Here is a 13,035-nt window from a genome sequence, read left to right on the forward strand (position 1 = left end):
ACCTCCCCGAAAGAAGATAGTTATTTTGCTTGTCAATATAGATCCTGAAGAAATGCTAACTCAAACTACGTTTCCTTTCCCCTCTTTTTCAAATATGTAATTAAAATTAACAAAAATTATTATTTACTTTCTTTTTAATGCCACTCTAGATATTACTTTGCAACCAACACTTTTTATATCTATCAATTCAATAGGAGGAAATTTCTTGCGGTTAATACGAAAATTATTACCTTTATTCATCGTTCTTGGGGTGATTTGGGTTATATACGCAAAAGATATTCAAGATTCCAAAATTCAAATGATTTATCAAAATATAACGGCCGATTTAGAATCCTGGAAAGAAAACCCTAATATTCAGAATGCACTAGGTTTTTTAGGAGTTGGATTGGATCAAATATTTGGTGAGCTTAATCAAGTAATTACCAAGTATCGAAGTGATCCTTCTAATCCCGAGTCACCAGATATCGAAAAGCCGAGATTATCAGAACCTACTTCTCAGTCTTTTTCCATTCATAATATAGAGCTTGGTGATACAAGAGAAGAAGTTGAAAAGCTAGTTGGTGAAGCTAAGAGATCTTCCATGAATGAGTATGGAGTAAATTGGAATGCTTATCATGATCAATATCGTAACTTTTTTATGATTGCTTATGATAATGACAATAAAGTGGCAGGATTATATACTAATCAAGATTTAATTTCTTCTAAACAAAAAATTAAAATTGGTAGCCCGAAAGATTTAGTATTAGCGCAATTTGGTGATCCGTTAACATTCTTGAAAAAGGGAAGGATATCCTATCAAGTTAAAAATGACGGTGAATATTATTTATACCAGTTTGAAGATAGTTATATAACTATCTTTTTTGATAAACATAAAGAAAATACGGTAACAGCTATTCAAATTATTAGTGAAGAATTAGAAAATGATAAAAGTGAATTTTATGCAGAGGGAAACCAATCATTAATAGAAGGCTTTGAATATCAACTATTTGATTTAACTAATTCTTCCAGAGTAGTAAATAGGCTTCAACCTTTAACATGGGATGATCGTGTAAAAATAACGGCACGGGATCATAGTGTGGATATGGCTGTTAATCAATATTTTGATCATACAAATATAGAAGGCCAATCACCTTTTGATCGTATGGAAGAGGATAATATTTCTTTTCAAACAGCAGGTGAAAATATTGCAGCTGGTCAATTAAGCAGTATTTTTGCTCATGAAGGCTTAATGAACTCTATGGGGCATAGAGAAAATATCCTTCAATCCAACTTTGAATCATTAGGAATTGGTGTTGGGTTTGACACAGAAGAAAAACCATATTATACACAAAACTTTATAACTAAGTGATCCGAATTCCATTACTATAAGAAATCAATCTCTAAGGGCTTTTATACACATTGAAATAAATGATCCATTATTTTTCTTTATATATATTAAGGATTATTTGGATTAGAATTCAATTAAAGGTAAATACTAAATGCAAAATATTCACCATGTACTAATATAAATAGAAGTTTTACAGGTAATATAACAGACAGATACTTGGAGGAATGGACTTGAGGCCGTGGTTTTCTTTATGGCAGGCTTGGGAGTTTATATACTTATAAATTTAAAAGCTGCGAGGAGGGGGGGATGCAGACATTGAAGATTAATGATGTCATTCTAAGAACGGTTGTTAAAGGTGTTGTGTTTATCATATTAACGCTTGGCGTTTACCTCTTCTTTTCAGGACATAATGCACCTGGTGGAGGATTTATTGGCGGGCTTGTACTAGGCTCAGCCATTGTACTTCTTTATATTACGTATGATCTTGAAACCATTCACAAAAAAATGCCCTTTGATTTTAAAAAAGTAGCTGCTTTTGGTGTACTTTTATCGACTGGGACAGCGATTGGCTCCATCTTTTTTGATGCACCATTTTTAACGCAAACAAAGGGTTCTTTTACGTTTCCGATTATAGGAGAAAAGGATTTAACGACGGTTACGATTTTTGAAGCAGGTGTTGCATTAACGGTAATTGGAACGCTTGTTACAATTATTTTAAGTATAAGTGAGGATGAATAGTATGGAATCTTTAATGATTCATTAATTGTATTCTCATTACAGTGGAACCTATTTAGTCCTCTCACTAAGTGGTGGATTCCTGCTTACTGATATACCTGCTAAATGCATCTCAATAGCTTCACTTCACTTCCTATGAATAACTAACTCTTGTTCCTATAAAAAACACCTTTATCTTCAATTTTAGTTATCTATACCGGAATTCAGGATAAAGGTGTTTTTTTATTTATCTCACCTTGTGGGTCAGTCGCTTATCGAACTTAGTCTTACAATTAGGGTTGGACTAATAAAAACCGAGTTATACAGCTAACTCCTATGGAAAAAACGCCTATTCTTCCGTTGGCAATGGCTCTCAAAAATCATTGTTTAAGAAAACCAGAGTGTACTTTATGATTACAGACTGCAGTAAAAAAGATTGCAATGTAGTAACCAAACTTGGCTATGTGGGTTTATGAGGTTGGAATACCATAACAAGAGTCAACCGTTTTTGAAAAGCAAAAATGTACAATTCAATTTCTGCTGAATTGTACATTTTTTTAGTTTTCGGACAAGCCTGTTTCTATGTAACGGCTTATGTTTCTTTAACTTTTTTAGTTTTTTCTTATTTTTTGTTATAGTAAGCAAGTATTCCGTTATAAATTGCCTCTGCGTATAATTCACGTTGATCAGCAAGTTTCTTTGCATCTTCTGAATTAGTAACAAATCCTAGTTCAACGAGAACACTTGGCATTTTTGTGTAGGTTATAACTTGGTATCTTTCATTCTTAACACCACGATCTTTCATTTTTAAAAGCGAAACTATTTGTTTTTGAATTTCGGCAGCTAATTTTTTACCCTCTTCACTTTGTGGATTTTTGGAAGAATCGTAAAATGTTTCGGTTCCAGTTGCTGATGAAGAACCAGAATTAACATGGACACTCACAAAAATATCTGCACCGTTTTGATTGGCAATTTTCACTCGTTCATCAAGGGTTGGAAAGGTATCGGAATTCCGTGTCAAAATGACTTTTGCGCCGGCAGCCTTTACTTTTTTCTCCAAAAGTTCTATAACATTGAGAGTGATGTCCTTTTCATACATGCCATTTTCTGTTGTTCCAGGATCTTTCCCACCATGCCCTGCATCAAGAACAATGACTTGGTTTTTAAGAGCATTATTGGTTGTTTGTGTAAACTCCGATGTCCCACTATAAGTACTAATATAACTGGTACTTATATATCCTACTCCATTCTTATAAAAAATTTCCGCCCAATTTCCGTTTAATGAGTATATATTTACAACACTGCCAAGTGATAATTGCCCAATCACTTCATCATTCGTTGAAGGTCCAGAACGTACGTTTAAGACATCTGTTGTTACTCTTGCTGTTTTAGTTGAGGCAGCAGGTATTGTTTTTTGTGTTGATTGATTTGAGGTTGCCGGTTTTTTTCGGTAACTTGGATTAAGTGTTCGAGTAAGGAATACTGCAAATTCTGAACGTTTAATGTTTTGTTTAGAATTAAATCTATCACCGTATCCTGATGCAATTCCAAGTTGATAAAGAGTACTGATATATGGTCTGAATTCATCATTAATATAAACATCTACAAATGGTTCATTTTGCTGGTTCTCAACTGTTAATCCGAATGCTTTTACTAATATTTTTGTCATTTGACCGCGTGTTAATGATTCATCGGGTGCAAATGTACCATCTGGATTTCCGTCAAAGATGTTTAATTGAACAGCTTTTTCAATCCAACCAGCAGCCCAATGTTTTTCTGATACATCAGGAAACCTTGTCTTAGATAACAAAGCCGGTTTTTCTTTTTTTGCACTCATCACCATTTTAGCGGCCTCTGCACGTGTTAATGTTTTTTCAGGGGCAAAAAAATAACCTTTTAAATCTTCGTACCCACCAATGATTGAAAGACTACTTAAATAGTTAATCTCTGTACTTGCCCAATAGGAAGATGAGATATCATAAAAATCGGTTGTTTCAGCACTGACCTTTCTTTGATTAATTGGTGGAGCAACAATAATAGTAATTAGTACAATAAACATTAAAACTTTAGAAAATATAAACCTCTTCCCCATAATTTTACAACTTCTTTCTAAGTATTTGACATAATTAGACTAACAATATATTACCAAGATTTCCATATGTTTTTTATCTAAGTGATAGTTTAGTTATTTTGGGTTAGCTATCCAACTTACATTGAAAAGAGTTTATATAATTGAAAAGAGTTTTATATATCAAAAGCATTAATTTCTAGACCTAAAAATTTTACTCAAAATGGTTTATTCTACCGTGTCCGAACAGAAACATGTATATTAACCTCTGTTGTAAAATTTCCCAAAAAGAAGCTATTTTGACCCACTGTTTCAAAATGGCTTCTTTTAATTTTACTAGATATAGCTGTTTGACCAATATAATAATATTACGAGTTTATATCTTATTTTAAATAACGATTACAGCACTTATATCTGCACAATTTCTCCTTACTTTTGATTTATAATAATCCACATCTTAATTCTCAAGCAAGAAAGAGTATGGAGAATTATTTTGAAGAAAATTATTATTATCATCTTTACAGTATTAGCAATTGATTCTCTCTATCTTATCTAAGGTGTATGGTGAGAATCCACGATGATCTAGCAAGTTAGCAACAATAGTTCTAGAAAGTAATTCAGGGTAAATATTATATAAAAAAAATTCTAAGAATCAAATGTATCCAGCAAGTTAACAAAAATCGATACAGCCATTTATGCTAATGAAACAGGTAAATTAGATGATTTTTTTACAATTATTAGCAATGCGCGGGATGTAGAAGGTAAAACAAGTTATTTTAAGGAGAGAAGGTTACATTAAAAAGCTAGTACAAGGCTTATTAATAAATTCTGGGAATGATGCGGGCATAGCAATAGCAGAACATTTAAGTGTAGAAGAATAATGAAGATAATAATGTAATTGCTATTTACCACATAGTAGGAGTAAGCAACCATGAAATTAAAACAATTAATAAATACTTTGGATTTAAAAAATACTTTAAAATCCGAGTCAGCAAACATCAATATATCGGGAATAGCGGATAATTCGATTGATGTAGAAAATAATTATATATTCGTTGCTATTAAGGGTTTAAACACAGATGGTCATGATTATATTTCAGATGCGATCAAAAGAGGAGCTAGTGCAATAATAGGTGAAATTGATATAGAAAAAAATTCTTTACCTGTGCCATATATCCAAGTTTCTAACAGTAGAAAGGCTTTAGGAGTTATCGCTAATAGCTTTTACAATTCACCATCCAAACAAAAATTAATGATCGGAATTACAGGCACTAATGGTAAAACAACAACAAGTTTTATACTAAAACACATTTTAGAAAGTAATGGAATGACTTGTTCCTTAATTGGAACAATTCAAAATGAAATAAATGGGGAGGTATATCATAGTAAACAGACCACCCCTAGCTCTTTATCTTTGCAAAGGTTCTTATCCGAAAGTAGAGATGAAATAGCTATAGTTGAAGTTTCATCACATGGTTTAACTCAATATAGAGTTGAGGGTATTAGGTTTGATATTTGCATATTTACAAACCTTGAACAAGAACATCTGGATTATCATGGAACAATGGAAAATTATTTTAAATCTAAACTGTTACTATTTAATCATTTAAAAGAAAATGGACAAGCAGTCGTTAACGTAGATAATTTTTGGGGTGAAAAACTAGCTGAGATCTTAAAGGAGAAAGAGATAATTGTTCATACAATCGGTCAAGCTAGAGAAAATGAGGTTCAAATTAAAAAATTTAATTACGAAAAATCTGTAATCTCAATAGAGGAATCCAATGAAACAATTCATTTTTCAATGCCTATGACTGGTGTCCACAATCTATATAATTTTGTTATGGCATATCGAGTTGCACAACTCTTAGGTATTCAAAAAGAAGACGTTATTAATTCATTGAGAAATTTCAAGGGTGTCAAGGGAAGATTTGAAATTTTAAAATTACAGAATGATGTCACAGTTGTAGTTGACTATGCTCATACAGCCAATGCGGTTTTTTATTGTTTGAATACTGCAAAACAGCATGGAGCTAAGAGAGTTACTCACATTTTTGGCTTTCGAGGAAACAGGGATGAATCTAAAAGAAAAGAAATGATAACTATCTCATCGGAACTAAGTAATCAATTTATTTTGACATTTGATGATTTAAATTCAGTAACAATACCAGAAATGATTCAGACTCTAAAGGATTTGAACAATCTTTATGGTAATCAAAAAGGATTGGTTATTCCTGATCGTACTTTAGCAATAAAATGGGCTATCGAACAATCAAAACCTGTAGATTGGATAATAATTACAGGAAAAGGTCATGAAGATTACAACCAAAAATTTACTCTTCCTACTAGCTCTGATGAAAAAACTGTTCTTTATCTTACCGAAGAATTTAACAAAACTAATATAGAAACAATTAATTAGACGATTTCTCTTTAATTCAGGAACTATCAACGGAAAGAGTTATTACATTGGTAGCCCTAATTATTTAAGCTCATATCCAAAAGTATGAGTTCAGGTATTGAGTAGCAAGTGGCTGTTCTTCAGAAGGCAATACCGCAATGCTAGTCGGAACTAAAGATGAAAATTTGGCAGTATTTACAATAGCCGAGGAAGTACGGGAATCTAGCGTGTAAATTGTTAATAGCTGGCGTTAAAAACGTGTAAAGGAATAAATAAAAAGGGTTTTCCGAAGTAGGAAAGCCCTTTTTTAATTTATAAGTGAGTGCAGGTAGATTACTCAAATGATTAGCTTTTATTCGGCTCCTTTTCTTGAATATAAAGTTTGTTTAAAGGAACGGAAGCACTTGTTTTGTAACTTTGCCCGTCAACTCGCGGCTTTTGGCAAAACAAACCACGCTATGTTTCTTGAGGAAGGAGTCTTTGTGGGGGAATAATAAAAATTTTAAGTTTGAAATAATTATTACCCTAACAGATTAACCTATCATTTTTTCATAATCATTTATTTCTTTTGTTAGGAAGTCCATCTACCTTTGCTGATGTTAAATTGGTTTTCGATAATAATAGAAATAAGTCGGATGTAATCTCTTTTATCCCTTAGCGGTTATAGTTAATCATAAGTAAATTCCGTAACTATTAGACAAATAAGAATTACATAAAAAATTCTATATTATAACTTCCTACTTAAATCCATAATTTCTCCATAAATATGTGTTAAATTTCTACTAGAAAGTTTTACAGTAATAAATGTAATTGATGTATTTAATTAGTAATTGGGAGGGGAAGAATTTAGAATTATCATGATTATAAATTTATGGTATTAATCAGTCCTTTTTATAGTTATTAAAGTACCCCCCCAATGAAAGATTATAAAAGTAAGAGTGAATTATGGGAGAAACGTTATATCAGTAGAAAAAGCGGGTATGCTTGAGGTTTTTGTGAGTTTATTTGTTAATATTCTTGTTAGTATAATCGGTTTAAAGAAATGAAGATTAAAAAAATACAACATACGATAATCTTAAAACTAAAAATCTCGAAGGTGAAAATTCATCTTGGATGATTTTGAGATTAAGAACTGCTTTTATTCCTTTTAAAACTATAATGCTAGGAAGTGCAAAAGTTTCACTAGGTGTGTTTTCTGTTGCAAGTACGATCGGAAAATACATCTATTCATCTCTTCTTCTTGAAGCAGGAATTTTTCAATAATCATAACTTTTCGTTTCTAGGGGTAATTGATAACGCTAAAAGCATTAAAATAGCTTATAACATTAATCACTACCTACTACGATATAATAAACCTAAAAGGTTAAATGAAAAATTAATACTAGGAGATTTCAGAGCAAAAAATTGTTTCATATATCATGCTAGATTAGGAGTACTCGGAGATGGAAAATATTATTTGTGTTTGTGGTCATGAAAATCAAGCAGGTACCAAGCTTTGTGGAAAATGTGGTCGACCACTATCAGAAGAGGCAAAAAACAGTAAAATCGTTGATATGAAATACGACGGTGCTGCTATCCGTTCTAAAACTCGCAATAAATCTTTTGTTGATAAAATTTGGAATTTTTTCTCCAGTGTAAAAGTTGGTATTACATTAATTATTATTAATCTGATTGCAGCTTCTATCGGGACAATATTCCCGCAAGAATTTTATATTAGTGTTTCGACAGATATTGAAAAAGAAGCATATTATGAAGAAACATATGGATCGATAGGGAAACTATATTACGAGCTTGGGCTATCCGATGTGTATAGCTCATGGTGGTTCCAAATTTTAGTCGGTATGCTTGCTATTTCAATTATTGTCGCAAGTATTGACCGTGGTCTACCTTTACATCGTTCACTTAAAAATCAACGTGTAAAACGACATCCAAGCTTCATGAAGCGCCAACGTATTATAGCTGAAGGCCCGTTAACAAGAGGCAATTCATCTGATACGTTGAATTTAGTTGAAGAAAAAATGAAAAAGTTAAAATATAAGGTCCGACGCGATGGCAATGCCTTATTGGCTGAACGCGGTCGTTTTGCTCGTTATGGACCATACATAAACCACTGTGGTTTAATCATCTTTCTAGCAGCGGTAATGCTACGACTAGTTCCTGATTTCTACATTGATGAATCAATGTGGGTCCGAGAAGGAGAAGTTCGTGCAGTTCCTGGTATGGAAGGGTACTTTATTGAGAATGAAAAATTTATTTTAGAATTACATGATAATGACACCACTGAAAACCAGGAGCTTCAAGGGGTTAACGTAGTTGCAAAAAACTATCAAACTGACGTTAAGTTATATAAACAGGCTGAAGATGCAATACCTGGACAAGCAGAAAACTTAGAATTAGTAAAAGAATACTCCATTCGAGTAAATCACCCACTGCAACACGATGGTTATTCATTCTACCAAATGGATTTTAAACTAAATGAGCTTAAAACCATGAACTTTGAGTTAACAAACAAAGAAACAGGTGAATCTTTAGGTGCTGTAAGTATTGACTTAACTAACCCTCAAGACGAGTATGTACTTAATGATCAAACCAAAGTTGAATTGTTAGGTTTTTATCCTGACTTCTCAGGATTTGAAAATGGTGAACCGCAAACTGCAACTCCAACTCCAAACAATCCAGCATTTATCTTTAAAATGACAACACCTGAAAAACCGGAAGGAGAAGTAAGTTTTGTCGCGATCCAGCAAACGATTGAACCTAATGGGGACAATACACATAAAATGACATTTAAAAGTGTTGAAACAAGAAACATGTCTGGTCTAACGGTACATAAAGATCGTTCGATTCCTATGTTAGCAATCGGTGGCTCAATCTTTATGATTGGCGTAGCCATCGGTTCATATTGGAACCACCGTCGCCTATGGATAGAACAGTTAGAAGATGGTACGATTCGTCTAGCAGCGCATACGAATAAAAACTGGTTTGGAATTAAAAAAGATCTAGATGCTTTAACTGAATATGCACATCTTCCACAATATATTGACCAATCTGAAGATGAAGAAGAGACTGAGGACGCACAAAAGGAAAAGGATGGTGACCATACCTTATGAGTTTAATTGATGTAAGTGGAAACTTATTATTTGTTGCTTTTATTGCATATTTAATTGGAACATTAGTATTTGGTGGAGCTATTAAAAGCACAAAACCTGATGGAGCAGTAAAACGTGCTAACAATTGGGGGAAACTTGCAATCATCTTAACGGTTATCGGATTTCTAGCACATTTAGGTTACTTTATCACACGTTGGATTTATACAGGACGTGCTCCAGTAAGTAACATGTTTGAATTTACTACTGCATTTGGTATGTTCATCATTGCGGCGTTTATTCTAATTTACTATATGTATCGTATAACAGCACTTGGTTTAATCGCTTTACCAGTGGCATTACTAATCATCGGTTATGCGGCAATGTTCCCAAGTGAAGTGGACCCACTTGTACCATCACTTCAAAGTCACTGGTTAACCATTCATGTTATTACAGCGGCAATGGGACAATCTGTTTTAGCGATTAGTGCTGTAGCAGGGTTATTATACTTATTAAAATCGATTGATCCTAAGAAAAAAACAAAGAGTCGTTTTTGGTTGGAAGCAGTTCTATACTTCCTTGTTCTTGTAGTTGGATTTATCTTAGCTACTGTACTCTTTAAAGGGGTTATGGGTTATGAAGCTAACTTCACTTATGTTAATAAGGATGGTCTTGAACAAGAAATCACATACAATATGCCAGCAGTTTTTGGTATGAATGAAAATACGTTATTGACAGAAGGGGCAATGAATCCAATTGTGGACATGCCACCTGTTATTGAAGCGAAAAAGTTAACAACAGTATTCTGGACAATTGTTATTGGTACAGTTCTTTACGCATTGATTCGATTAATTGCACGTAGACGAATTATTGAGATGCTACATCCATTAGTTCAAAAAGTTAATTTAAACTTATTAGATGAAGTGGGATATCGTTCTGTACTGATCGGGTTCCCTGTATTTACCTTAGGTGCTTTAGTATTCGCTATGATTTGGGCACAAGAAGCCTGGGGACGCTATTGGGGTTGGGATCCAAAAGAGGTCTGGGCTCTTATTACTTGGTTATTCTATGCTGCTTACCTACACTTACGTTTATCAAAAGGGTGGGAAGGGAAAAAGTCTGCATGGCTTGCTTTAATCGGCTTTGCCATCATCCTATTTAACTTAATCGTTGTTAACTTAGTAATAGCGGGTCTTCACTCGTATGCTTAAGGCAAAAAGAATTATTACTCTGTTTACAAGGATGTTGATATTGTATGCATAATTACCACTAGTATTAGCTCGTTGCTATCCTTAGCGTAAGCGGTTTTTCTCTTTTCTAACAGAGGAGGAATGTAGTAACCTGTAACAAAGAGCTTGAACTGAATGGAAGAAATAATAATCATTAAAATTTGATATCAATCAAATTTTCACAGAAACAAGGTATCGAAATAGACTTTTAAAGAATTGTACAATGATAAAACTACCAACCAGGTGTGTAAACTTCCTAGTTGGTTTTTCTTTCCTTATTATTCAAAGTTCGTGAGAAGAGTTTGTTTTTTAATTTTCATAGTTTTGGGATACTTCCGCTAATATTTTAGTAGTAAAAATAAAGTAAATTTAATGCATTATTTAAGGAGAACCAAAGTTGAATTATTTCAATGATTTTATTTTATTAATTTTGATATACATCATTATATTTTACAGAAAATGGTTTAAAGAGTCGAAAAGGTCATTGATGTTTAAAACAATAATGTATATTTATATTGTTTTGGTTTTGTTTGTTACACTTATGCCCTTTACTACACCGTTTGTTAGTTTAAACCATTCTTTTATGGAAACGGCTAACTTTATTCCTTTTAGAGATCTAAGATTACATTATTATGGGGCTATTAGAGAAATACTATTAAACATTATAATGATGATTCCCTTTGGATTCTTATATCCAATTATTAATAAAAAAGGTGTAATCAAAACCGTAATTACGACTTTATACTTTAGTTTAAATATTGAATTTTTTCAGTTATTGAGTGTATGGTGGGGAAGTATAGTAATAAGGAGATTTGATGTAACTGACTTAATTACAAACACTTTTGGTGGCTTAATAGGATATCTTATGTTTGTAGGTTTAAAGCGAGTTGTCACAAAAAAAATTAAGGGAATAACCTACAATACTTATTCTTAGTTGTATTATATTATTAATTTTTATTGCAGATTTCCTTCTTTCTCTTTAAAGGAACACGATTAGACGAAGGGTTGTGATCCCGGACAAGGTTAAATAAGGAGAGTAATTTTTCTTCATATAGTAATTACACTTATACTAAAAGAGGCGATGACCCAACACGTGTTGGCCCCACATGAGCTAGCAATAGGACGTGATGACGGCCTTCAATGGTAGGGGACCAGGTAAACTCAAAGCTAAGCTAGCATTGCCAATGACCGGTCTTGGAAATTATGAGCGTTATCCTTATCCAACAATTCGAGAAAAAGAAGCAGTTAATCTTATGAACCAGCTAGTGGTAATTGTTTTGCAGATGGCTATAAAAGAACACATTTTTAACAACCTATCCTTATTAGAATTAAATGATTATGAAATAATGTCTGATAAAGATGATAGAATTTAGTTTGTTTCTTGCGGATTGTGAGACAAGAACATAACTTTAAGAGGTTGTAGATTGGATCCATGAAAATAGTAGATTTAAAGAAGATAAACATGAATATCAGAGGAGTAACAAACGCCGTATAGTTTTATAGGAGTGTTGTTACTCTTTTAATTTCAAACTCTTTCAATAATGAAACTTTTTTATAGAAGGATTTTACATAATATTTTTATGTAAAATCTGCACTAAAAGGTCGTGATTAAAAAGATAAAATGGACAATAATTGGCTTCCAAGGGTGAAAAAATGAATGTAGTCGAACAGATAATTGAACAGTTTCAAGTTGCAAAAATAGCTTAGGAGCAAGAAAATAAAATATATTGAACCATGAATCAGAGCTGCATTATACCTTGATTGCTTGTAAAAAACAAGAAATTCAAGACGAAATTAACAAAGTTTTTACGTCCTAGTATTGCTCCAGGACTTTCTTATTTGGTAAAATGTATTATATTAAGGAAGGCGGTCTGAATAGATGGAAAGTATTTTTGGTGTTGGCAGCATCTCTCGTGAAGATGAACGTTTTATACCTGATTTTAAAAGCCACAAAGAAGCAAAAGTATGGTTTTTGAATCGTTTTGGAAAACGTTTTATGAAAGGCAGTGTTGAGAAAGTTCATAATCAAAAATGCTACTTCTATATACTTATCGTAAATGAGAAGGCATTCAAATATGGCCTAAAGGCATTTCAGCATAAAGGGATTATTGACTCTACTAATTATATGACAAGCTATCAAGAAATTCAGATCTTTGAAGATGGATCAGTACATATCGTTCACCAGGAGGAATTTTAAGGTAATACAGTAGAAAGCC

Annotated in this window: 9 protein-coding genes; 8 read left to right on the forward strand and 1 reads right to left on the reverse strand. The window is 32.8% G+C overall.

Annotated elements, in window-relative coordinates:
* Positions 1-205: 205 nt before the first annotated feature.
* Positions 206-1,348 carry a CAP domain-containing protein gene (locus tag LG296_RS20385; protein WP_282991651.1) on the forward strand — a complete coding sequence of 381 codons (1,143 nt, stop codon included), beginning with the start codon at positions 206-208 and terminating at the stop codon, positions 1,346-1,348.
* 294 nt (positions 1,349-1,642) lie between these two features.
* The gene (locus LG296_RS20390; protein ID WP_251400933.1) at positions 1,643-2,065 is read left to right on the forward strand and encodes a Na(+)/H(+) antiporter subunit B; all 423 of its coding nucleotides are present in this window, start codon (positions 1,643-1,645) and stop codon (positions 2,063-2,065) included.
* A gap of 598 nt (positions 2,066-2,663) precedes the next feature.
* Here LG296_RS20390 and LG296_RS20395 read toward each other — a convergent pair.
* Complete coding sequence (locus LG296_RS20395) at positions 2,664-4,100, reverse strand: N-acetylmuramoyl-L-alanine amidase (protein ID WP_251400919.1); 1,437 nt, start codon at positions 4,098-4,100, stop codon at positions 2,664-2,666.
* Between the two features lie 940 nt (positions 4,101-5,040).
* Between LG296_RS20395 and LG296_RS20400 the strand changes: the two genes are divergently transcribed.
* The 6 genes from LG296_RS20400 (at position 5,041) to LG296_RS20425 (ending at position 13,016) form a co-directional block, all read left to right on the forward strand.
* A complete protein-coding gene (locus LG296_RS20400) occupies positions 5,041-6,525 on the forward strand; it encodes a UDP-N-acetylmuramoyl-L-alanyl-D-glutamate--2,6-diaminopimelate ligase (RefSeq protein ID WP_251400920.1) in 1,485 nt (494 codons plus the stop codon).
* A 1,421-nt stretch (positions 6,526-7,946) separates the two neighbouring features.
* Positions 7,947-9,614, forward strand: coding sequence for a cytochrome c biogenesis protein ResB (locus LG296_RS20405; RefSeq protein WP_251400921.1), 1,668 nt, complete (start codon positions 7,947-7,949; stop codon positions 9,612-9,614).
* Entirely contained in the window at positions 9,611-10,801 is a 1,191-nt protein-coding gene (gene ccsB, locus LG296_RS20410) for a c-type cytochrome biogenesis protein CcsB (RefSeq protein WP_251400922.1), read from the forward strand. The genes LG296_RS20405 and ccsB overlap by 4 nt, the downstream gene beginning before the upstream one ends.
* A 520-nt stretch (positions 10,802-11,321) precedes the next feature.
* On the forward strand, positions 11,322-11,753 hold the full coding sequence (locus LG296_RS20415; protein ID WP_404428000.1) for a VanZ family protein: 432 nt from the start codon (positions 11,322-11,324) through the stop codon (positions 11,751-11,753).
* A gap of 193 nt (positions 11,754-11,946) precedes the next feature.
* Entirely contained in the window at positions 11,947-12,192 is a 246-nt protein-coding gene (locus tag LG296_RS20420; RefSeq protein ID WP_282991648.1) for a hypothetical protein, read from the forward strand.
* 506 nt (positions 12,193-12,698) lie between these two features.
* Positions 12,699-13,016 carry a hypothetical protein gene (locus LG296_RS20425; protein WP_251400925.1) on the forward strand — a complete coding sequence of 106 codons (318 nt, stop codon included), beginning with the start codon at positions 12,699-12,701 and terminating at the stop codon, positions 13,014-13,016.
* The last annotated feature ends 19 nt before the right edge of the window (positions 13,017-13,035 follow it).

Origin of the sequence: Ureibacillus chungkukjangi (genome assembly GCF_044795995.1) — a bacterium.
GTDB classification, from domain to species: domain Bacteria; phylum Bacillota; class Bacilli; order Bacillales_A; family Planococcaceae; genus Ureibacillus; species Ureibacillus chungkukjangi.

Coding starts and splice junctions, on each gene's coding strand:
- LG296_RS20395 (WP_251400919.1), bottom strand. CDS start 4,100: ATGTTTATTGTACTAATTACTATTATTGTTGCTCCACCAATTAATCAA.
- LG296_RS20400 (WP_251400920.1), top strand. CDS start 5,041: ATGAAATTAAAACAATTAATAAATACTTTGGATTTAAAAAATACTTTA.
- LG296_RS20405 (WP_251400921.1), top strand. CDS start 7,947: ATGGAAAATATTATTTGTGTTTGTGGTCATGAAAATCAAGCAGGTACC.
- ccsB (WP_251400922.1), top strand. CDS start 9,611: ATGAGTTTAATTGATGTAAGTGGAAACTTATTATTTGTTGCTTTTATT.
- LG296_RS20415 (WP_404428000.1), top strand. CDS start 11,322: ATGTATATTTATATTGTTTTGGTTTTGTTTGTTACACTTATGCCCTTT.
- LG296_RS20420 (WP_282991648.1), top strand. CDS start 11,947: ATGACGGCCTTCAATGGTAGGGGACCAGGTAAACTCAAAGCTAAGCTA.
- LG296_RS20425 (WP_251400925.1), top strand. CDS start 12,699: ATGGAAAGTATTTTTGGTGTTGGCAGCATCTCTCGTGAAGATGAACGT.